This is a genomic window from Alkalicoccus halolimnae, assembly GCF_008014775.2.
Lineage (GTDB): Bacteria > Bacillota > Bacilli > Bacillales > Salisediminibacteriaceae > Alkalicoccus > Alkalicoccus halolimnae.
The window spans coordinates 1,444,515-1,465,573 of record NZ_CP144914.1; the positions used below are offsets into that span (position 1 = coordinate 1,444,515).

Sequence of the window (21,059 nt, forward strand, 5' to 3'; positions counted from 1 at the left end):
AACGTGCGTTTCGTGTTATAATAACTATAATTTGTAATAGGGAAGGAGCGGCTGTTTTCATGAAAAAAGGAATTGATCAGCACCAGATAGGAGAATCTGTTGAACAGCACCTGTTAATAAAAAATGCAAAAAAAGGTATCGCCAGCAATGGCAAACCATTTTTAACATTGCACGTAACTGATAAATCCGGAGAAATTGAAGCGAAAATGTGGGGGATTTCAGCAGATGACGAAGCGAAGTTTGTCCCGGGTACTGTGGTCCATATCAGTGGAGATGTTCAGGACTTCCGGGGAATGAGACAGCTTCGTCTTAAAGCTATCCGCCTTTCCGCGAGTGGAGAGCAGGTTAACCCTGAAGATTTTCTGCCTTCAGCTCCACGCGGACGGGACGAAATGCTCGAAGAAGTAAATCAATACTTATTTGATATGCAGAATGCAAAGCTGCAGCGGTTGACGCGGCATCTTTTTAAAAAACATCAGCAGGCATTTTCTGTATCTCCTGCCGCCACTAAAAACCATCACGAATTTGTATCAGGTCTGCTCTATCATGTGCTCTCTATGCTTGAACTGGCGAAAGGCATAGCCATGCAGTATCCGTCTTTGAACAAAGATCTTCTCTATGCCGGGATTATTCTTCATGATATGGCAAAAGTAAGAGAACTCTCCGGACCAATGGCGACACAATATACGCTTGAAGGAAAACTGATCGGTCATATTTCAATGATGTCTTCTGAAATAGAAGAAGCAGCAAAGGAACTTTCAATAGAAGGAGAAGAAGTGTTGGTTCTCCAGCATCTCATTTTGTCTCATCATGCGAAAGGGGAGTGGGGCAGCCCTAAACCTCCACTCGTTAGAGAAGCAGAGATTCTGCATTTAATAGATAATATAGATGCGAAAATGAATATGCTCGATCGAGCTTTAGAGAGAACACCTGCTGGAGAGTTTACTGAGCGGATTTTTGCAATGGACCAGCGATCGTTCTATAAACCGACATTTACAGAATAGGAGGGGAGATCGTCTGGCATCCGGGCTTATTATGATTGATAAGCCTAAGGCGGAGTAGAAGAATTCCGCTCCATCAGGAGAATAAAAAAGCGTTATGACAAATCACATCTGTCATGACGCTTTGGTGAAATATGGATGAAATTCAGGATGATTTTATTTACATCCCTGCAGTTTTTCCACTATGTGCAGATTAAGCTTCGGACTTTTTTGCTTCTCGTTGAACAGGGAAATCAGCAGAAAAGTCTTCCAACACTTCTTTTTGGAAAATATAAAAACAGCCTGAAGACTCCCATTCTTCCATTGTAAGATCTCTGCAGCTGTCCCATACTTTTTCCCAGTGAACGAGCAGAAAAGATTCGACACGGTCATGCACGATTGGAAAGTAGACAAGTGGAGACTGATCGGAGTCTTCTTTTTCAAGCATTTCCATTACTTTTCTGACGAGCATGTTATGAAATTCTCCATATGTCATATCTCTTAGTTTTATTGAGGACATAGTATAACCTCCGCTGATTTTTTGAATTACTCAGGAGATTCCCTTTTATTTCTATCGATAAACGTGCAGCCATATAGAGCTTCCAGAAAACAAAAAAGCCTCCCGCTGTATAGAAGGAGACTCACGTAATTAAACAAGATAAATTCGGGCGAACGAAGAAGTAATAAGTATCGTAATTAGTACATTAATCGTCCGGAAAATTTTTGGTTGTTTTTCTTCCGGTATTTCTTTCGATACACACAGGTTGTTGGTCATCGTGTTAATGACAAAAAGATAGAATAGCGCAAATAGAATATATGGTATATACATTAGGTAGCCTCCTGATTAGAGTACTCATGTTCATCAGCTCACGAAATAAACGTTAATTTTGCGATGAACAGGGAATAACAAAGGTTATATTCAGTGTACCAAAGAATCTGCAGAAAGAAAACGAAACAATTTGATAGCCTTTTTAGGGGGTAATGTAATGAATAAATGGAAAGCAGCTTTTTTCGTACTTTCAGGTGTGATTTTACTTACGGCAGCCGGCGGATGGCTGTGGATTAATCAGGCTCTGCAGTCGGACACAGAAGAGGTGTTTACCGCACCTGACAGATCCGAAGTGGGAGGACCTTCCTTTATCGTTTCCTCTTCCCGGGAAGATGCAGATGCGTGGCTTCAGAGAGAACTGGAGGAGGAGAATTTGGAAGACTTCGAGCTGATAATAGACGATGCGGTGTACTTTCAAAGTACGATCACGGCCCTCGGTCTGGATATACCTGTAGAAGTTAGATTTAATCCGGAAGTGACAGAGGACGGAAATATTTGGCTTAGGGAAGATGGTTTTCAAGTAGGTTTAGTCGAGCTTCCATCTTCAAGAATATTTACGCTTATAGGAGATAACGTCGATCTTCCGGAATGGATAAGTGTTGTCGGTGAAGAATCGTCGCTGTATATGGATTTAAGAGAACTGGATACGGAGGAGTATGTTATTCAGGCAAGAGAGCTCGACCTGGAGGAAAACAATATTGAATTCCAAATTACTGCTGCTGAATAACGCAGCGTTACCCATGCTCCAGTCAGCTTCACCAGAATGTGAAAATGAAAAAGGGGGCTGTCCCATAAGTCGATCTCATCGACGGGACGGCCCCTTCTTAACTTATTTTACTTGAGGCTCCGCTTGTTCCGGTACCGCCCGGATCACATGGAAGCCAGTACGGTTTTCTTCAATAAGCGATTCATTTGGAGCGTTCATCATTTGTTTAAAAGCAAAATAATCATACGTACTTAAGCCAAAGTTAATTGCTGATACAATAGCGATATAATGAGTATAAGCAGGGAAAGCTACTGCAAGAGCGACGGATGCTAATGTGACGATGACAGCTGGTGAAGCGGTGGAAATCATACTTAGATTTTTAGATATCGGCTGCTGGACAGAATAATAGAAAAATGGCCACTGGGAACGGCGGTAGCCACAGCGGGCTTTTTTACCCGTGATCCATATGGGTAAGCAGTGCAGCAGCAAATGTGCAGGTACTATAGTAATCATACAGGCAAATAAAGCTGAAAAACCAGCATCGACCAATGCGGTCTGATACCCAAACGTTTGAAATCCAGTGAAAAATATCAGGAAGTATGCAAGCATTACCAGTGAAGATAAAAACCACATACGTGTTTTTCCAATTTCTTTTGCAACAGAAACAGTTTTCAGGCAGTTCATAAAACCTGACCTCCTTTGACTACGACAGGTTATTTAGCAGGTAGCACTTTGATAATGTACTCCTATAAGGAATAAAAATCAATATCTTTTCAAAAAAAATATAAAAAAAATAAGGCCGCAATTTCAAGAAAATGAAAAGCACCTTATTTTTCGTGTTTGGAAACGTTTTCTTTTTTGCACCTGTATTTATGTATCCAGGGAGGAGGGGGTTCTGTTTTTCGGTATGGGAATAAGTTCCCCGTCAATTTCTGTGAAATCTTCTTCAAACTTATGCATGGACTTCTCAAAAATTTGAATGAAATCAGGTCCATAAACGTGCTTTACAATACTTATCAGTTCCGAAAATTCCGGGAACTTCCCATAAAGTTCTTTAATAGGCAGAGAACCTGTGTAGACGCTGTATGTGTCAGGATTATAGCTTTTAAATGTTTCCAGTAGAAGTTCTTCCCCTTTTGATGTTAAATAAACATACGTATTGCGTTTATCATTTGCGCGTTTAGAAAATGTTAAGAGTCCCCGTTCCTCCAGCTTTTTTGAGAAATTGAATGCGGTAGAAACGTGCATCACCCCAAATTTAGCAATATCAGAAATTGAGGCGCCTTCCAGATGGTAGGCAATCCACAAAATATGATGTTCGTTAATATTTAAGTCGAAAGGTTTAATCCATGCCTGCCAGTCTTTTTCAATAGATTTCCAAAGTGCTTTGCTCAACTGGGCAATTTTATGACTGAACATGATAGACTGCTTCATCGACTGCACCGGTTCCTGGTCCATTGCTTTCCCTCCCTGTTCATATATATATTCTTTACCACAGTCATAATTTTGCTGGGAAAATGTTATACATATAATAACACAGCGCAATCAAAAGACTCAATATCATTTCTGTATTTTCTGAAAATTAATTTTTGATCGTGATAGATACTATCAGTATAAGGGTTCTTATTAAATGAAGCCCGGCCAGAGTTTTCAACTGGCCGGGCCGATAGGAAAGACGCTTTATTCAGATACTATTCTAATAAAAGACTGTTCAGGAATTGTTTTTTTGAAATGATTCCATAAACTGCTTAAGTGCATGAACGTGTTCTACAGGGACAGCATTGTAGATGGAAGCTCTGCACCCACCGACGCTTCTATGACCATTTAGTCCCATAAAGCCGTATTCAGAAGCTTCTTTTAAAAATTTATTCTCCAGTTCTTCTGTTTTTAAACGAAAAGTAACGTTCATATTTGAGCGTGCTCCGGGCTCAGCATGCCCACTGTAAAACCCACCGGAATCATCTATCATTTCGTATAATATCCCTGATTTTTCTTCAGCTCTTTTTTTCACAGCGTCCAGCCCGCCTATTTCTAAAATCCAGTCTGTCACAAGCTTTGTTATGTAAATGGCTCCTGTTGGAGGGGTATTGTAAAGAGATTTTTTATCAGCGTGCTGCGAATAGGAAATGGAAGGCGGGAGGGTACTATCAGCCGTTTCCATCAATGACTTTCGAATAAAAACAAGAGTGACCCCGGCCATGCCTGCATTTTTCTGGGCACCAGCGTAGGCAAGATCGACGTTCTCCCAGGGGATATCCCTGCTTAAAATATCACTGGACATATCCAGTATGACCGGTTTGCTGCCACGTGCAGGAATCTCAGGCCACTGGGTTCCGAAAATCGTATTATTCGTTGTCAGATGAACATAAGCGATGTCATCCGGAAGAGAGCTGAAATCAACCTCGGGAATAGAGTTATAATTACTGTCCCTGCTCGAAGCAAGTACCGTCGTACCGCCGAACGCTGAGGCTTCTTTCATAGCCTTTTCTGACCAGGAACCCGTGAGAACAAAACCGGCTTTTTTGTTTTTAGGAAGAAAATTTTGAGCAGTCATCGAAAACTGCAGGGTTGCTCCGCCCTGCAGAAAGAGGATTTCGAATTCTTCAGGTACCTGTAAAATTGTTCGAAGCTGGTCGATAGCCTTAAAATGAATATTTTCGTAAAGGCTGCTGCGGTGGCTGAGCTCCATTACAGCTGCTCCACTTTGCTCAAAATTGAACATTTCCTGCTGTGCCTTCGTGAGGACCGGTTCCGGGATTGGTCCAGGTCCTGCGTTGAAATTAAAAGCTCTTGTCATGGTTAGGCCTCCTGAATTAAATTGAAGCTGCTTCGTATTGGTAACAAGCAGTCCGGCTATTTATTTTCTTAATCGTACATTGCGTTTGTTTTCATCAGAAAAGTTCCTGTGAAACACAGGAACAGGCTGATCAGTAAAAGTGTACTTAATTTAACAGCTTCTGTTAAGGTCGCGCACTGATGTATCTTTCGCCTTACGAGGAGAAAGCAGGAGAGTTTTTCCAAGGTAAGCCGCAAGCGGAGTTTTTATTTTACACCGGCGACGATTAACAGAACTTTTTTAAGAAAGGTTACTGGAAATGTTCTCAGCCATTGAGGATAGTTTGTCAGCATCGTAATCCCGGCTGTTATCCGCCCAGGAAGCCTGAAAACCATCGTCTTTTCCATAACGGGGAAGCAGGTGGAGGTGATAATGGAAAACAGACTGCCCTGCAATTTCCTTATTATTGTTTAAAATATTTAATCCTTCAGGGGAGAACGTTTTATTTAGTGCTTTAGCAACAGAAGGTACCGCTTTGTATAGATTGGAGGCTGTTTCTTCCGTCAATTCGAAAATATCTTTTTCATGCCTTTTGGGAATAATCAGTGTATGACCTTCTGTAACCTGACTGATGTCAAGAAAAGCATATACATGTTCGTCTTCGTAAACTTTAGCGGAAGGAATATCACCGTCAATTATTTTACAGAAAATACAGTTGGTATCAGACATTTGCAAATCACCTCTTTGATTTTTGGGAATTTTCATTTAATATCGATTATTCTATCATAATTAAACTAGTACTGCGAATGTGAAATCGACTCAGTTCCTTTTCATTCGGTGTTTAATTCGATATAGTGATAGGTAGGATGAATGGAGGAATAGGAATCATGAAACATTTGCTTACATTGAACAATGTAAATGGAGGATATCAGCGTACAAAGCCGGTTTTACATGATGTCTCTTTTTCTGTAAACCGGAGTGAAATAGTAGGACTGATTGGTTTAAATGGAGCAGGAAAGAGCACTTCTATTAAACATATACTCGGCTTAATGCAGCCTTTCCAGGGATCGGTCGAGGTCAATGGAAGTACGATCGCCGGGGACCCGGATGCCTACCGCAGGCAGATTGCCTACATACCGGAAACGCCGCTTCTCTATGAAGAATTGACATTGTGGGAACATCTGGAAGTAACTGCTATGGCTTATGATATAAAGGAAGAGGTTTTTAAAGAACGCGCGGAAGCTTTATTAAAGGAATTTCGCATGACCAGAATGAAACATTGGTTTCCGGATCATTTTTCTAAAGGAATGCGGCAGAAAGTGATGATTATGAGTGCTTTTCTGCTCGAACCCGAATTATATATAGCTGATGAACCTTTTGTAGGTCTTGATCCAGTCGGAATTAAATCTTTTCTGGAAAGAATGCAGCAGATGCGAGATAAAGGCTGCGGTATTTTGATGTCGACCCATATTTTATCTACAGCTGAAAAATACTGCGATCGCTTTGTATTCTTAAACGAGGGACGGGTCCTGATGGAAGGGACTATGAAAGAACTGCAGGAACAGGCTTCCATGCCGGGAGCTGATCTGGACGATATATATGTAGCAGTTACGGAGGAAAGGCGGTATGAATGAAGTACTGAAGCTGTGGAATACGAGGCGTCAGGAATACTGGATTACTGCTGTGAAGTACCTGCGGCTGATCGGAAACAGTGGATTTTTATTCACAATATATCTGCTCTTTCTTTTCGGGAGCTACTACTATGGAAGGTTTTTGGAGTGGCTTCCTGAAACATTCCCTGCCGTCAGTTTTTTCACCATTATTTTTGCCTGGATGGCGGCAAGGGGGCGCGTGAGAACATTTACAAAGCAGGCAGACCTTGTGTTCCTGCTCCCGATGGAAAAAAGAATGAAGCCATATTTTCGTTCTTCTTTCCGGTACAGCTGGTTTATGGAATCAGTTTGGCTGACTCTGGCCCTTTTAGTATTAGCTCCGCTTTTCACGGACCGAATTGCTTTTGGGGGAGAACCCTTTTTTATAGTACTGGCTTCGCTCCTCCTTTTGAAAGGTTGGAATTTAGCTGCCTCTTTTGAAGAACAGCGTATCCAGGGGGAAAACCTTTACCGGGTTCATAAGTGGGGGAGATTTCTTATTAATGGAAGTGTCCTGTATATTTTGTTTTCCACTCTTTCCATTCCAGCAACAGCAGCAGCAGGCGTTGTATTGCTGCTCCTGCATGTCTTATATTTCAGCCGTATCCAGGGGACACTTCAATGGCAGAGGCTGATCGAAATTGAAAGTAATACCGTACGAACGTTTTACCGTGTTGCGAACAACTTTACAGATGTACCTCATTTAAAAGAAAGCATTAAAGAGAGAAAGTGGATTGCCTGGGTAACCAATGGCGTGTCCTACGGCCAGAGAAATGTCTATAAGTATTTATTCGGGCGTGCGTTCTTTCGTTCCGGGGACTACTTCGGAATTTTTGTGAGGCTGACTTTAATTGGCATGCTGTTTCTTTATGCTGTGGATCTTGTTTGGGGAATGTGGCTGATGGCTGCTCTGTTCAGTTATATGACCGTGCTGCAGATGGAAACACTCGGAAATCATTTTCGTTTAAGCCAGATGCCTGATCTTTACCCCGTAGGGAAGCGGACGCTGACAGCTGGTCTGCAGTACTGGCTTGTTCTTCTTGGAAGCGTCCAAACGGTTTTATTCGCAGGAATAACTGCTGGTAATATGACAGCGGCTCTGCCGGTTCTTGTCATTACCGGAGGAATTTACGCTTATGTTATTTTCTTCAGGGTTCCTGCTAAATACGAGACTGAATAAATGAAAATAAGAAATGTAAGTAACAGTAAATAACAAAAGGTCCCCGAAGTGAAAAAGCTTCCGGGGACCTTTTTTTAATTACGCTGATTGAAAGTTTCCAGTACGAGTCCTCCCAGCAGGTTAGCTGCATGAAGCATGGAACGTTCATCTATATCAAATTTCGGGTGATGGTGAGGATAAGCTGTTTCCCAATCCGGATTCATGGCACCGGTAAAGAAAAATGCCCCTTTTACATGCTGCAGATAATAAGCAAAGTCTTCTCCACCCATCTGCGGTTTGGATAGTTCTACATTATGAATGCCTTCCGTTTCTTCAGCGACTTTGGCGACAACTCCGGCTTCATGGGCGTGGTTAATAACAGCCGGATACCCTCTTTCATAGATCGCCTCAGCTTTCGCACCATAGCTTGCTGCAGTGCCTTCTGCAATAGATACGATTTGTTCCTCGAGCAGGGAGCGGACGCTTTCATCGAAACTTCTTGCTGTACCTATGATTTTCGCTTGATCAGCAATAACGTTGTAGGCATTTACCGATTCGAAATGTCCGACACTTACAACAGCGGATTCCATGGGATCGACAGCCCGGCTTACAATATGCTGAAGGGACTGGACAATCTGGGAGCCTATAAGAATTGAATCTTTTGTCATATGAGGCTGGGCGCCATGACCGCCTTTCCCGATCACATTGATAGAAAATTTATCGGCAGCTGCCATGATCGGACCATCAGTATATTCAACTTTACCAAGAGGTGTAGTTGCCCACAAATGGGTTCCGTAGATGACGTCAACTCCATCCAGACATCCGTCCGCTATCATTGCCTGGGCTCCGCCCGGTGCAAGTTCTTCTGCGTGCTGATGAATAAATACGATCGTCCCAGCCAGTTCCTCTCTCATGGAATTAAGTACTTCAGCGAGTACAAGCATTTCAGCAGTATGTCCGTCATGGCCGCATGCATGCATTACCCCCGCAGTTTCCGAAGCGAAAGGGAGGTTTGTTTCTTCATTTATAGGCAGGGCATCAAAATCAGCTCGCAGGGCAACTACAGGTCCCGGCTTCCCTCCTTGAAGGGTAGCGACCACCCCTCGTTCTCCAACCTTTTCCTTCACTTCGTGACCAAGCTTCCGGTGAAAGTCGGCTATATACGCCGGGGTTTCCACTTCATGAAACGAAAGTTCCGGATACTTGTGTAAATAACGGCGGATTTCCACCATTTCGTCGTACTTTTCTGAAAGTTGTTTCTGTAATCTGTCAAACAACACTAATCCCTCCTTCAACTGTTTCTGTCTTTATCATACTCTCTTAACATATCGAAAGGAAGTATAACAGGGGGATGGATTTGTGATGAAAAATCACGGTACCTCACTCAGGAGTCTCGAAGGTACAAAGGTAGAAACCAGTGCCAGGGCAGAGACGCCTGTGGAAGGCATTTAGATTCTACCGAATGCCAGGGAGGAAGGGATTAGCTGAGGCCGGCCCGCCCGGAAAGCGTCCCCATGGAAACGAAAGCGCACGTTCATTGCTTAAATACTTTATTTTCAAGGCAGCCTTACAAAAAAAGCATCATAACGATAAATTTCGTTATGATGCATTCGTAAAATACCGGCAGGCTGCTGCAGCGCATTAACATGCCTTCCCTAAATAATATAAAATTGAGATAGATAGCCTGCTATTTTGGAAAAGAGCCCTGTAAATAGCATGATTCCAAGTACGATCATAATTCCTCCGCTCAATTTTTGAAAGAAAGGCAGAAAGCGGTTAAGGTTTCTTACGCGGTCGAGAGATTTAGCGAAAAGCAGCCCCACAACGAGAAAAGGAACAGCCAGTCCTGCTGAATAAAATAACAGAAGAATCATACCTCCTGCAGGGTCATTTTGAGCGGCCAGAGCAAGGATGGATCCGAGCACCAGTCCGATGCATGGAGACCAGCCTGCTGCAAATACGAGACCAAATAAAATGGAACGGCCGAAACTAGCTGATTTAGCTGGATTTTTCATCCGTTTTTCGCTCATTAAAAAATTTAGCTGGAATATGCCGACTAACTGAAGCCCGAAGAGAACAATAATGATGCCTCCAAGCTGTTCAACAAGCTGCTGATTTTGTAGAAACATTCCCCCGAGAAAAGAGGTGGAAGCCCCCAGCGCAAGAAAGATGGAAGTAAATCCAATGATAAAACCGAAACTGCGCGTCAAAATCAGTTTTCTATCAGCAGAGACTCTATTTTGAGTGATTTCCGACCCGGTTAATTGAGCAAGATAAGCAGGTACGAGGGGAAATACACACGGGGAAAGAAACGAAACGACACCTGCGAAAAGAGCAATCCACATAGTTAAAAAAGAGATTTCATTTATAATAAAGATACTTAAAGAGTACACAGCTAAACCCCCATAATTTCATCTTGCTCTTTTACTATACATGATAACCGAAACGCGTGAAATAAGTGTCACGTAAGTTTCACAATTATAAAGTGGAACCACAGCACAGGCTGATTCGTATAAAGCATACGATGGTTTTCCACTTAAATTAATGATAAAATGCTTGTTTAGACAGGAGTGAAACCCATGTGGATGAAACGTATTACAATTACAACAATCGTTGTTTTAATTTTAGCTATTGCCGGGGTAACTGCCTATCTGGGCATTATTCTTTTCGGCAATTATGCCATAGATGAAAAAGATCTCATAATGAAAGAGTCGACAACTGTAGTAGATGATGAAGGGGAGGTGCTGACGAAACTGTTTGAAGAAAACAGGGAGGCGGTAGACCTCGAGACTATCCCAGACCATGTTCAGCATGCGTTTATAGCGATAGAAGATCAGCGCTTTTTTGAACATACCGGTATTGATCCCCGCGCCATAGGAAGGGCGCTGTACCGTGATATTATTACCCGGTCTGCAGCAGAAGGGGGGAGCACGATCACCCAGCAGCTGGCAAAAAACGCCTTTTTATCGCCGGAAAAATCTTTGCTTCGAAAAACAGAAGAAGTCCTGATTGCACTGAACCTGGAGCATCGGTATTCTAAAGAAGAAATATTGGAAATGTATTTAAACCGGATTTATTTCGGGCACGGAGCCCATGGCGTGCAGGCTGCTTCCCAGCTTTATTTTGGTAAGACAGTGGATGAATTGTCGGTGGAAGAAGGAGCACTTCTTGCAGCGCTTCCAAAAGGGCCGAACAATTATTCACCTTTTATTGATGAAGAGAGAGGAAAAGAAAGACGGGATCTGGTGCTCGACGTCATGCATCAGCAGGACTATATAACAGCGGAAGAGGCTGTCCGTCTTAAAGGAAGAACACTGCCTCAGGAAAGAAACAGCGTCACTTCCAACGAGGCATATACGTCCTATATTGACCTTCTATTAAATGAACTGGAAACGGAATACGGCTTTACGGAGGAGGAAATCCTTTCCGGCGGCTATGAAATCGTAGCTTCGATGGACCCTGAGCAGCAGATAGCTTCATTTGAAAAGATGCGGGATTCCTCTGTTTATCCCGATGAAGGAATGGATGGAAGCTATGTTCTGCTTGATAATGAAACGGGTGGAGTAAAAGCTGTACAGGGGGGCCGGGAATATGTGAAGAAGGGATTGAATTATGCTTCTGCAAAAAGACAGCCCGGATCGACGATAAAACCGCTGGCCGTTTTTGCGCCTGCGCTTGAAACCGGAGAGTATGCACCTTATTCAATGCTTACGGATGAACCATTGAATTATGACGGGTATGAACCAGGGAACTTGAGCGGAAGCTATTCTGGAGAAATCACGATGTATGATGCTTTGAAAGATTCCGTCAATGCTCCTGCAGTGTGGCTTCTAAACGAAATAGGGTTGAATCATTCCAAAACGATGCTGCAAAATCAGGGGATCACTCTTGAAGAAGAAGGACTTAGTGTAGCCCTGGGAGGACTGGATGAAGGGTTAAGTCCTCTGCAGATGGCAGGAGCGTACAGAACTTTTGCAAACAACGGCAAATATTCTGAGCCTTATTTTGTAGAAGAGATTTATGATAGAAATGGAGATATGCTGGCGGAATCAGAGCCGGAAGAAGTGGAAGTTATGTCGGAACAGACAGCCTGGTACATGACCCGTATGCTGGAATCTGTTGTAACAGACGGGACCGGCCAGGCAGGAGAAACAACAGCTCCTCTGGCAGGCAAAACCGGCACATCCATGGAATCCAGAGATGTATGGTTTGCAGGATGGAGCCCGGAATATACGGGAGCTGTCTGGATGGGACGGGATAATGCAGAAAGTGGAGAGGAAGTAACAAGTTCTGCCCCGACTTCGGTGTTTAAACAGCTTCTTCCTGATAGCAGTTCCACAGCTTTTGAAAAGCCGGATCAAGTGGCAGAGCTGGAGGAACCAATCCGTTTTGTGCAAATCAATGATCTCGATGCTGATATGAGCTTAGGCCTCTTCGGAGCAGATGTAGAATTGGCATGGTCTGCTTCGGAAGATGAAAGGCTGCACTATAGAATTTACCGTATCGAAGGCGGCAGCCGGACACTTGTCGACGAAGTGGCCGGAGAGGCAGATTATACGATCAGCCGCACCAACTTTTTAAACCAGGCAGAGTTTGTGGTTGTTCCTTATAATCCTTTAACCGATAGAGAAGGAGAGGAATCTAATACTGCCAGAGCCAACTGGAATATTTTTTCGCAGGGTTCCTGACAGCTCCACTATTTCTTCTGAAATTCTTTAAAAGAATCGATTATTACTCTTTTTAGAAGGAATGGATTTCTTGATTCAAGTAAAAAGTACTAAACGGCCATGACAGGTTAAGTCATGGTCGATTTTTATTAACGTGAACGAGTACATTAAGAGTTAATATAATATTTTCACAAAGTATTTTTTGCGCTGAATTCTGCTGAAGACAAGCCATTGTAGAAGGTTTTTTATGCCGTGGAAGTTCTCTGCCTTATTTGGTTTTACAGAATAAACTTCAATTAGGAAATTCAATCAAAATAATTTGATTTCTTATTTTATGATCCTTTCTTTTTTGTACGTTTTTGTGAACACTGGACGTTTTTCTTTTATAAAGAGATAAAAAGCGTTAGAATGTACAGCGGATAAGTAAGTGCCGTTTATGGTAAACAAAATGATAATTAACGAGGTGGAAAGTGTGGCTCAACCAATGAATGATACGTTTCTGAAAGCTTGTCGAAAGGAAGAAGTTTCCCACGTACCAGTATGGTATATGAGACAGGCGGGGCGCTCCCAGCCTGAATACCGGGAGTTAAAAAAGAAGTATGGACTGGAAGAGATCACCCGTATGCCGGAAACATGCGCCTGGGTAACGAAACTGCCGGTCGATCAATATAATAATGACGCTGCAATTTTGTACAAAGATATTATGACGCCGCTTCCGGCACTCGGAGTCGATGTGAAAATCCAGCCTGGAGTAGGACCAGTCATTTCAAATCCCATTGAAAATATGAAAGATGTCAATAAGTTAGGTACTCTGCATCCCGAGAAAGACGTGGACTTTGTGCTTGAAACGATCCGCATTCTGCGTACGCAGCTGACTGTGCCGCTTATTACTTTCAGCGGGGCTCCGTTCACTCTCGCAAGCTATATGATTGAAGGCGGCCCATCAAAGAATTACAATAAAACAAAAGCAATGATGTACAGCCAGCCTGAAGCATGGGAAGCCCTTATGCAGAAACTGGCAGATATGGTCATTACTTATACTAAAGCGCAGATCCGTGCAGGATCCCAGGCTATTCAAATATTCGATTCATGGATCGGTGCCCTCAGCAGAGAGGACTATCAGACGTATGTCAAACCGGCGATGAGAAGAATTTTTGAAGAACTTTCTTCCGAAGGTGTGCCTCTGATTATGCACGGAGTAAGTGCCCGTCATCTCGCTCAGGACTGGGCGGAACTTCCACTGAATGTCGTAGGTCTCGACTGGAGATATCCAATTAAAGACGCCCGGGCTGACGGTATAACGAAAGCAGTACAGGGAAATCTTGATCCAAGTGTGCTTATGGCACCATGGCCGGTGATTGAAAAAAAGGCTAAAAGTATAATAGATGAAGGCCTCGAAAAACCAGGATTTATCTTTAATCTGGGCCACGGTGTGTTCCCGGAAATTGAGCCTGCGAAGCTGAAACAACTTACGGCTTTTGTACATGAGTATTCAGCAGAAAAAATTGCTAAAATTTAATTTCGAAAAGGATGTGGATGTTCAATGACTAAAAAAATGGGTTTACTTGTTATGGCATACGGCACCCCGAGATCAGAAGATGAAATTGAACCCTATTACACCCATATACGAAGAGGACGTAAACCTTCCCGGGAGCAGCTCGATGATTTAACAGGACGCTATCAGGATATAGGAGGCATCTCTCCACTGGCGAGGATAACTTCCTCCCAGGCTGAAGAGTTGAAAAACGAATTAAATAAACGCTATCAGGACATTGAATTTGTTGTTTATGAAGGGCTTAAACACATTGATCCGTTCATAGAAGATGCAGTTTTGAAAATGAAAAAGGATGGAATTAAGGAAGCGGTAAGCATCGTACTTGCTCCGCATTATTCCACGTTCAGCGTAAAGTCTTACAACGGCAGAGCTAAAGAAGAGTCAGACCTTATCAATGGTCCTGCCATCACGAGCGTTCAGGACTGGTATAAGGAACCTAAATTTATCCGTTTCTGGGCTGAAGGAATAAAAAACACGGTAGAAAAAATGTCGGAAGAAGAAAAAAACCATCACTGTGTTATTTTTTCCGCCCACAGTCTTCCCGAAAAAATTCTTGCTGACGGAGATCCTTACCCGGAACAGCTGAAAGAAACAGCCCGGTTGATTGCAGAGGAAGCAGGAATCAAAAATTACGATATCGGGTGGCAGAGTGAAGGAAACACGCCGGATCCATGGATCGGACCTGATGTACAGGATTTAACAGAAGATCTTTATAACAAAGAAGGTTACAAAGCGTTTGTTTATTGTCCGGTCGGCTTCGTTGCAGAGCACCTTGAGGTTCTTTACGATAACGATTATGAATGTAAGGTTGTCACCGACAAAGTAGGAGCGGGTTATTACCGTCCTCCGATGCCAAATGCGAAACCTGCATTCATTGATGCTCTGGCTACAGTTATCGAAGAACATCTGAAAGAAAAGGATGCGTAACGCATGGAAAAAGAAAGAATAGCCGTTGTTGGAGGCGGTATTACCGGATTAGCCTCTGCCTACGCTCTTCAAAAGGAAATTGAGAAAGGGAGTCTGAATGCAGAATTTAATTTGTATGAAGCTGGAAGCAGACTTGGCGGCAGTATTTCCACGGATTATACGAATGGTTTTGTGATTGAACGAGGCCCGGATTCCTTTCTGACGCGAAAGCGGAGTATGTATGACCTGGCAGTGGAACTCGGTATGGAAGAAGAACTCGTAACAAACCGATCCGGAGCCTTTATTCTTCATGGGAAAAAACTCCATCGTATCCCTGAAGGAGCAGTAATGGGAATACCTACAAAGTGGAGACCGTTTCTGCTTTCAGGTTTGTTCAGCCCAAAGGGAAAAGCACGCGCAGCGATGGATCTGTTTCTTCCGAGGCATAAACATATGGAAAAAGATCAGTCTGTTGGAAGTTTTTTTCGCAGGCGTCTTGGGAGCGAAGTAGTGGATAATCTTATTGAACCGCTCCTTTCAGGTATTTATGCAGGAAATATAGATAAGATCAGCCTGCAGGCTACCTTCCCGCAATTTCTGGAAGTAGAAAAGAATCATCGGAGTTTGATATTAGGTATGAAAACCTCTCTCGGCAACAAGGCAGTAGAGGAACCAGTACTGCTTGGAAAAAATAAAAAACCAGCCGGTATGTTTCTTACTTTCCGAAGCGGTCTTCAATCTTTTTCTGAAAAACTTTCGGAAAGGCTGGATCAAAACCATGTACACACGAACCATAAAATCTCATCTATAAACAAAGAAGGCGGGGGATACCGTCTTGTGTTTGAAAATGGATCGAGTGACTACGCAGATAAAATTCTGCTTACTATTCGTCACCACCAGGCCTATGAACTCTTTAAAAATCACTCCTTTATGGAACCTCTCGGAAAAGTCCCTTCTACATCAGTGGCTACTGTAGCTCTTGCTTTTGATGAAAAAGCTTTAAAAAAGCCTCTTGACGGCACTGGGTTTGTTGTTTCGAAAAAGTCAGACTACACGATCACAGCGTGTACGTGGACTCATCAGAAATGGGAACACACCGCACCGAAAGAAAAAGCCCTGCTTCGTGCTTATGTAGGAAGAGCAGGAGAAGAGGAAGTCGTTGATAGGACAGATGAGGAAATAGTGGATGAGGTAAGAAAGGATTTAAAAAAAATTATGGGGATTGATGAAGTTCCCGAATTTTACAGAGTGACACGCTGGAGACAGGCGATGCCTCAATACGAAATTGATCATGTAAAACGGCTTGAGAAAATAAACGGGAGTCTGGCTGAACACTTACCAGGAATCAAACTGATCGGGGCCAGCTATAAAGGTATCGGTCTGCCGGATTGTGTTAATCAGGCCAACACGGCAGCAGCTGAAATAATTGAAGAACAGAAGAGGAAGTAGCGAATAAGGTATTCACTGTCCTCATCAGTTTTTTGAAAGCTGCCTTGAAAATAAAGTAGATAAGCGACTACTTACCATTTCTGTACATTATTTTCAAAAGATCCAATAAGAAACAGTAAAGACTTTTATGAAGCTGCGGTTCGAAAAGAAGTTAACCTGCTTCAGATGGTTTAAACATCGTCATGACAGTAAAGTCTGTCATGACGATGTTTTATTTTGCTTTAAGCTGTGTTTAAGTCTGTGGCTCTTACGCGAAAAAAGAGACTTTGCTTTCCGGCTTACGATTACAGAAGTAAACTTTACTTTAAAAGCTGGTGGGCAAGGCTTAAACGAAAGAAGTTGTAAGGATTAAATAAGCTTTTTGTCAAATGTAGTTTGTTTTCCCCAAACGTGCGTAATAACCCGGAGCTTTAACAGAGACACTCATGCAAAAACCATGCACCATGAGAGATAACAATGGCCTTCTATAGGAATGGACTTTCCTCTATACAGTTGGAATAAATGAAGTTCAAAAGGGATCTTCTTTATTAGAAGACAGATTCTGTTTCTTATTTTTACGGGGCGCTGGAGGGCACATGGGGCGAATAAGGACAAGCTGAAGCTGGTCCGCCCGGAAAGCGTCCCTATGGGAACGAAAGCGCACGTTTATCGTTTATCAACTTTATTTCCAAGGCAGCCTTTATTTAAAGCAAAACATGACTTTACAGTTATATCAACTAAAAAGCAAAAAAATAGACCGTGCGCAGTCAGCACACGGTTTTTCCACAAGAGAGGAAAATATGAGAAAGTGGGGGGAGTTATCACTACTATTCCACTTTTTCAAAATCTCAAACCTGAAATTTGAAAGTTTTATGAACTTTTTATGAATTTTTGGAACGTTTGTTTATTTCTCCAGCTAAAGCGTAGAGAGCGATAAAGCTGGCGAAATGAGAGCTGAAATCTGTCTGATCCTGCTGGGGATATACTTCAACAAAATCCATTCCCGCTACGCCGAGCGAACATACTTCATGGACAATTTCAAGAAGTTCGAATGAAGAAAGTCCATTACCATCTACCGGTCCTCCGGGGTTAAAGGCGTGATCCAGCACATCGGAACAAATGCTTAAATATACTACATCGGTATCTTTAGAAGCCAGTTCATATGCTTTTCGAGCTATTTCCCTTGGAGAATCAGCTTTGCGAATGTCCTGTATTGTAAGTGTTTTGGCTCCTACTTCCTGGGCCAGTTTTCCATTTTCGGGTTTATTTCTGGGTCCATGGATACCCATATGCACAAGAGATTCATTCACCACTCCTTCTGTTTCATACAATCTTGCAAAGGGAGCGCCGCGTCCATATGGGTCGCCGTTGGAATGCAGGTTGTTGTCATAATGGGCATCAAGGTGAATAATACCTACTTTTTTACCCGATGATTCAATCAGTCCTTCAATTATAGGAAAAGTAATTCCGTGGTCCCCGCCGAGTGCAATAGGAAAAGAAGAGCTGTCCCACACATCTTTTGAAAAATTGCGGATTTTTTTCATCGTTTCTTCCGGATCAGCTGGAGTGACAGCGACATCCCCTTTATCACCAAGTTTCAAACAGGAAAAAACATCCAGGTGATCGAGTTCAGGAAGATACCCGCTGTACCGCCCGGAACTTAGTCTCATTACTTTCGGACCCAGCTCGCATCCGGTATAATCTCCCCAGGTAACAGCTCCTTCCCACGGTACACCGTAAACGATAACATCCATTTCCTTCTCTTTTTGAGGTTCGGCAATCAAATTTTCTCCCTGCAGAAAACAGGGTGTATTTCCGTAAATATACTTACTGCCCATTGTTATCCCTCCAAATTAAATTGACCTTCCTCCTATATGATAAACGATTTCAAGGTTATAAGAACAGTTTTCAGTAAAAGAATACTTTTTTTGTTTGCTCAAAAATGTGTTATGATTAAACGTATTGTCATTTTCGATTCGTGCTATAATATTACCGTATATAAAGAACGTCAGGAGAGGTAAGATGCAGGAAGCAGATAAGGTCGTGGAAATACTTCGGCATTACCGGCACGACTATTTAAATGATATTCAGCTTATTAAAAGCTATACAGCTTTAGGAAGTCACAATAAAGTCGAAGCAGTTATTGAGAATATAATATATAAAGCGGAACAGGAAAGCAGGCTCAGCGCTTTAAATGTCCCCGAAATTGCTGCAATGCTCCTGACTTATAACTGGAACTCCCCTATTGTCCCTGTTGTAATCGAAGTTCAGTCAGAGAGTGGAGACTGGAGTGCAGAACAACAAAAGGCGATGACATTTATCAGACTAGTAACTGCATGGCTTGAAGATCATGCTCTTCCTGGGGCGAGTCAGTCTCTACAGATTATATTCAGGGAATTGGACAGCAAAGAATTGATATTGGATTTTGAAGGAGAATTAACAATGCTTCCTTCCCAGCTGATCGAAGAACTCCCAGGGAAAAAGGAAGCAGAAGCGGGAATGGCATTTCTATATATAAGCGTCAAATTGAATGTGTAAGTAAAAGAGAGGAGCAACATCAATGTTTGTAGATAAGGTTAGTATATTTATAAAAGCAGGGGACGGAGGCAACGGTCTTGTCGCCTATCGTCGTGAAAAATATGTTCCGAACGGTGGTCCTGCCGGAGGAGATGGAGGAAAGGGCGCAGATGTAGTGTTTGAGGTGGACGAAGGTCTTCGTACACTTATGGATTTCCGCTATAAAAGGCACTTTAAAGCAGACAGCGGCGAAAACGGTATGCCGAAAAATCAGCATGGCAGAAGCCGTAAGGGTATGATTGTACGCGTTCCGCCAGGTACTACCATCCTGGATAAAGAGACGGGAGAAGTTGTAGCTGACCTTACCGAACATAAACAGCAGGCAGTAATCGCCCGTGGAGGCCGTGGAGGAAGAGGGAATTCACGTTTTGCAACTCCAGCTAACCCGGCTCCGGAAATTGCGGAAAATGGAGAACCCGGCCAGGTTAAAGATATAGTTCTGGAACTTAAAGTACTCGCAGACGTCGGTCTGGTAGGCTTTCCAAGTGTAGGAAAATCGACTCTTCTCTCTGTCGTTTCAGCGGCAAAACCGAAGATAGCTGACTATCATTTTACAACGCTTGCTCCTAATCTTGGAGTAGTCGAAACGGATGATCAGCGAAGCTATGTCATGGCAGATCTTCCTGGATTGATTGAAGGGGCTCACAGCGGAGTAGGACTTGGTCATCAATTTTTGAGGCACATTGAAAGAACCCGTGTCATCGTTCATGTCATAGACATGAGCGGCATGGAAGGTCGAGACCCTTATGAGGATTACCTTACGATTAACCAGGAATTGGAAGAGTACAATATGCGCCTGATGGAACGCCCGCAAATTGTTGTAGCCAACAAAATGGATCTTCCGGATGCGGAAACCCAGCTTGAGATGTTTAAAGAAAGGGTTGGAGAAGATGTGGAGATTTATCCGATTTCTGCAGTTACAAAATCCGGACTTCAAAATCTGCTTCGGGCTGTAGCGGACAAAATTGAAACAACTCCAACGTTCCCACTTTATGAGGAAGATACGGATCAGCGTGTTGTTTATAAATATACGAAAAAGGAAGCTCCTTTCACTGTTGAGCAGGATGAAGATGGAGGCTTTACAGTAACAGGTCATGAAATAGAAACGATGTTTAAAATGACTAATTTTGACCGTTATGATTCTGTTCAGCGTTTCTCTCGAAAGATGAGAAAAATGGGCATCGATCAGGCGCTGCGGGAACTTGGTGCAGAAGACGGCGACACTGTGCGTATTCTTGAATATGAATTTGAATTCGTAGAATAGCAGGTGTGCTGCATAAGTGGACAAACGTTCTTCTCTCCGTTACAATATGATTTTACAGGAAAGCCGTACTCGAACGTGAGGGAAGGTTTGTGAGGTGATAAGCTTGAAGAAACGTTCAGATCAATTTTATTTGGTGCGGGAAGATATGCTTTCAGAAGCTATGTTAAAAACGGTGGAAGCTAAACGTCTTCTCGAGAGTGAATCAGCTCAGACCATTAACGATGCTGTAAATACCGTTGAGCTGAGCCGCAGCGCATTTTATAAATACAAAGATGGAATTTTCCCTTTTCATACAATGGTTAAAGAAAAAATCATTACGCTGACTATTCATTTGGAAGACCAATCTGGTTCTCTTTCCAGACTGCTTTCCATGGTAGCCCAGACCGGAGCGAATGTCCTTACTATTAATCAGACCATTCCTCTGCAGGGGAAAGCCACCATTACTTTAACGATAGAAACAGCAGCCATGACTTCTGACGTAACAGGACTACTGGACCAGATGCAGCAGCTTGATGCTGTCCGAAAAGTTGAAATTGTAGGATCAGGAGCATAGCCGGACT

At 42.8% G+C, this 21,059-nt stretch carries 20 protein-coding genes; 11 read left to right on the plus strand and 9 right to left on the minus strand.

The annotated features are described in order from the left end of the window. Positions 1-59 precede the first annotated feature (59 nt). The gene (yhaM, locus tag FTX54_RS06460; protein WP_147803041.1) at positions 60-1,004 is read left to right on the plus strand and encodes a 3'-5' exoribonuclease YhaM; all 945 of its coding nucleotides are present in this window, start codon (positions 60-62) and stop codon (positions 1,002-1,004) included. A gap of 190 nt (positions 1,005-1,194) precedes the next feature. On the opposite strand, the gene FTX54_RS06465 is transcribed toward yhaM, so the two are convergent. Together FTX54_RS06465 and FTX54_RS06470 are read right to left on the minus strand one after the other, a co-directional pair. After that, on the minus strand, positions 1,195-1,500 hold the full coding sequence (locus FTX54_RS06465; RefSeq protein ID WP_147803040.1) for a hypothetical protein: 306 nt from the start codon (positions 1,498-1,500) through the stop codon (positions 1,195-1,197). Positions 1,501-1,629: 129 nt separating this feature from the next. Further along, the gene (locus tag FTX54_RS06470; RefSeq protein ID WP_147803039.1) at positions 1,630-1,809 is read right to left on the minus strand and encodes a hypothetical protein; all 180 of its coding nucleotides are present in this window, start codon (positions 1,807-1,809) and stop codon (positions 1,630-1,632) included. Positions 1,810-1,966: 157 nt separating this feature from the next. On the opposite strand from FTX54_RS06470, the gene FTX54_RS06475 reads away from it, so the two are divergent. After that, positions 1,967-2,536 carry a YpmS family protein gene (locus FTX54_RS06475; protein ID WP_147803038.1) on the plus strand — a complete coding sequence of 190 codons (570 nt, stop codon included), beginning with the start codon at positions 1,967-1,969 and terminating at the stop codon, positions 2,534-2,536. Positions 2,537-2,638: 102 nt separating this feature from the next. Here the strand turns inward: FTX54_RS06475 and FTX54_RS06480 are convergent, their stop codons facing one another. From FTX54_RS06480 to FTX54_RS06495, 4 genes are all read right to left on the minus strand, one after another. Beyond that, positions 2,639-3,199, minus strand: a complete 561-nt coding sequence (locus FTX54_RS06480; RefSeq protein ID WP_147803037.1) for a DUF3267 domain-containing protein — start codon at positions 3,197-3,199, stop codon at positions 2,639-2,641. A 186-nt stretch (positions 3,200-3,385) separates the two neighbouring features. Then, positions 3,386-3,973: an HTH-type transcriptional regulator Hpr gene (locus FTX54_RS06485; RefSeq protein WP_147803036.1), complete on the minus strand. Its 588-nt coding sequence runs from the start codon at positions 3,971-3,973 to the stop codon at positions 3,386-3,388. Between the two features lie 253 nt (positions 3,974-4,226). Further along, entirely contained in the window at positions 4,227-5,312 is a 1,086-nt protein-coding gene (gene serC, locus FTX54_RS06490) for a 3-phosphoserine/phosphohydroxythreonine transaminase (RefSeq protein ID WP_147803035.1), read from the minus strand. 279 nt (positions 5,313-5,591) lie between these two features. After that, positions 5,592-6,020, minus strand: a complete 429-nt coding sequence (locus tag FTX54_RS06495) for an HIT family protein (RefSeq protein WP_147803034.1) — start codon at positions 6,018-6,020, stop codon at positions 5,592-5,594. A gap of 158 nt (positions 6,021-6,178) precedes the next feature. Here FTX54_RS06495 and FTX54_RS06500 point away from each other — a divergent pair, with 158 nt between their 5' ends. After that, positions 6,179-6,925, plus strand: a complete 747-nt coding sequence (locus tag FTX54_RS06500; RefSeq protein ID WP_147803033.1) for an ABC transporter ATP-binding protein — start codon at positions 6,179-6,181, stop codon at positions 6,923-6,925. Continuing rightward, positions 6,918-8,123, plus strand: a complete 1,206-nt coding sequence (locus tag FTX54_RS06505; RefSeq protein WP_147803032.1) for an ABC transporter permease — start codon at positions 6,918-6,920, stop codon at positions 8,121-8,123. The genes FTX54_RS06500 and FTX54_RS06505 overlap by 8 nt, the downstream gene beginning before the upstream one ends. A 74-nt stretch (positions 8,124-8,197) precedes the next feature. Here the strand turns inward: FTX54_RS06505 and FTX54_RS06510 are convergent, their stop codons facing one another. Both FTX54_RS06510 and FTX54_RS06515 read right to left on the minus strand, forming a co-directional pair. Then, positions 8,198-9,334 (minus strand): amidohydrolase, encoded by a 1,137-nt coding sequence (locus FTX54_RS06510; RefSeq protein ID WP_147803142.1) that lies wholly within the window; start codon positions 9,332-9,334, stop codon positions 8,198-8,200. 423 nt (positions 9,335-9,757) lie between these two features. Beyond that, positions 9,758-10,495, minus strand: coding sequence for a cytochrome c biogenesis CcdA family protein (locus tag FTX54_RS06515; protein ID WP_147803030.1), 738 nt, complete (start codon positions 10,493-10,495; stop codon positions 9,758-9,760). Positions 10,496-10,681: 186 nt separating this feature from the next. Between FTX54_RS06515 and FTX54_RS06520 the strand changes: the two genes are divergently transcribed. From FTX54_RS06520 to hemY, 4 genes are all read left to right on the plus strand, one after another. After that, positions 10,682-12,790 carry a transglycosylase domain-containing protein gene (locus FTX54_RS06520; RefSeq protein ID WP_147803029.1) on the plus strand — a complete coding sequence of 703 codons (2,109 nt, stop codon included), beginning with the start codon at positions 10,682-10,684 and terminating at the stop codon, positions 12,788-12,790. A gap of 463 nt (positions 12,791-13,253) precedes the next feature. Next, positions 13,254-14,288 (plus strand): uroporphyrinogen decarboxylase, encoded by a 1,035-nt coding sequence (hemE, locus tag FTX54_RS06525; protein WP_338485872.1) that lies wholly within the window; start codon positions 13,254-13,256, stop codon positions 14,286-14,288. 24 nt (positions 14,289-14,312) lie between these two features. Next, positions 14,313-15,251, plus strand: coding sequence for a ferrochelatase (gene hemH, locus FTX54_RS06530; protein ID WP_147803028.1), 939 nt, complete (start codon positions 14,313-14,315; stop codon positions 15,249-15,251). Positions 15,252-15,254: 3 nt separating this feature from the next. Then, entirely contained in the window at positions 15,255-16,679 is a 1,425-nt protein-coding gene (gene hemY, locus FTX54_RS06535) for a protoporphyrinogen oxidase (protein ID WP_147803027.1), read from the plus strand. An 860-nt stretch (positions 16,680-17,539) separates the two neighbouring features. On the opposite strand, the gene FTX54_RS06540 is transcribed toward hemY, so the two are convergent. Next, positions 17,540-18,496 carry an agmatinase family protein gene (locus FTX54_RS06540; RefSeq protein WP_147803026.1) on the minus strand — a complete coding sequence of 319 codons (957 nt, stop codon included), beginning with the start codon at positions 18,494-18,496 and terminating at the stop codon, positions 17,540-17,542. A gap of 184 nt (positions 18,497-18,680) precedes the next feature. Between FTX54_RS06540 and FTX54_RS06545 the strand changes: the two genes are divergently transcribed. The 3 genes from FTX54_RS06545 (at position 18,681) to FTX54_RS06555 (ending at position 21,052) form a co-directional block, all read left to right on the plus strand. Further along, positions 18,681-19,196, plus strand: coding sequence for a Spo0B domain-containing protein (locus FTX54_RS06545; RefSeq protein ID WP_147803025.1), 516 nt, complete (start codon positions 18,681-18,683; stop codon positions 19,194-19,196). A gap of 22 nt (positions 19,197-19,218) precedes the next feature. Beyond that, on the plus strand, positions 19,219-20,499 hold the full coding sequence (gene obgE / locus FTX54_RS06550) for a GTPase ObgE (RefSeq protein WP_147803024.1): 1,281 nt from the start codon (positions 19,219-19,221) through the stop codon (positions 20,497-20,499). 145 nt (positions 20,500-20,644) lie between these two features. Continuing rightward, entirely contained in the window at positions 20,645-21,052 is a 408-nt protein-coding gene (locus tag FTX54_RS06555) for an ACT domain-containing protein (protein WP_246125578.1), read from the plus strand. The last annotated feature ends 7 nt before the right edge of the window (positions 21,053-21,059 follow it).

Excerpts from the sequence above, each read along its gene's own strand:
- yhaM (WP_147803041.1), top strand. The coding sequence starts at position 60 with ATGAAAAAAGGAATTGATCAGCACCAGATAGGAGAATCTGTTGAACAG.
- FTX54_RS06465 (WP_147803040.1), bottom strand. The coding sequence starts at position 1,500 with ATGTCCTCAATAAAACTAAGAGATATGACATATGGAGAATTTCATAAC.
- FTX54_RS06470 (WP_147803039.1), bottom strand. The coding sequence starts at position 1,809 with ATGTATATACCATATATTCTATTTGCGCTATTCTATCTTTTTGTCATT.
- FTX54_RS06475 (WP_147803038.1), top strand. The coding sequence starts at position 1,967 with ATGAATAAATGGAAAGCAGCTTTTTTCGTACTTTCAGGTGTGATTTTA.
- FTX54_RS06480 (WP_147803037.1), bottom strand. The coding sequence starts at position 3,199 with ATGAACTGCCTGAAAACTGTTTCTGTTGCAAAAGAAATTGGAAAAACA.
- FTX54_RS06485 (WP_147803036.1), bottom strand. The coding sequence starts at position 3,973 with ATGGACCAGGAACCGGTGCAGTCGATGAAGCAGTCTATCATGTTCAGT.
- serC (WP_147803035.1), bottom strand. The coding sequence starts at position 5,312 with ATGACAAGAGCTTTTAATTTCAACGCAGGACCTGGACCAATCCCGGAA.
- FTX54_RS06495 (WP_147803034.1), bottom strand. The coding sequence starts at position 6,020 with ATGTCTGATACCAACTGTATTTTCTGTAAAATAATTGACGGTGATATT.
- FTX54_RS06500 (WP_147803033.1), top strand. The coding sequence starts at position 6,179 with ATGAAACATTTGCTTACATTGAACAATGTAAATGGAGGATATCAGCGT.
- FTX54_RS06505 (WP_147803032.1), top strand. The coding sequence starts at position 6,918 with ATGAATGAAGTACTGAAGCTGTGGAATACGAGGCGTCAGGAATACTGG.
- FTX54_RS06510 (WP_147803142.1), bottom strand. The coding sequence starts at position 9,334 with ATGGTGGAAATCCGCCGTTATTTACACAAGTATCCGGAACTTTCGTTT.
- FTX54_RS06520 (WP_147803029.1), top strand. The coding sequence starts at position 10,682 with ATGTGGATGAAACGTATTACAATTACAACAATCGTTGTTTTAATTTTA.
- hemE (WP_338485872.1), top strand. The coding sequence starts at position 13,254 with ATGAATGATACGTTTCTGAAAGCTTGTCGAAAGGAAGAAGTTTCCCAC.
- hemH (WP_147803028.1), top strand. The coding sequence starts at position 14,313 with ATGACTAAAAAAATGGGTTTACTTGTTATGGCATACGGCACCCCGAGA.
- hemY (WP_147803027.1), top strand. The coding sequence starts at position 15,255 with ATGGAAAAAGAAAGAATAGCCGTTGTTGGAGGCGGTATTACCGGATTA.
- FTX54_RS06540 (WP_147803026.1), bottom strand. The coding sequence starts at position 18,496 with ATGGGCAGTAAGTATATTTACGGAAATACACCCTGTTTTCTGCAGGGA.
- FTX54_RS06545 (WP_147803025.1), top strand. The coding sequence starts at position 18,681 with ATGCAGGAAGCAGATAAGGTCGTGGAAATACTTCGGCATTACCGGCAC.
- obgE (WP_147803024.1), top strand. The coding sequence starts at position 19,219 with ATGTTTGTAGATAAGGTTAGTATATTTATAAAAGCAGGGGACGGAGGC.
- FTX54_RS06555 (WP_246125578.1), top strand. The coding sequence starts at position 20,645 with ATGCTTTCAGAAGCTATGTTAAAAACGGTGGAAGCTAAACGTCTTCTC.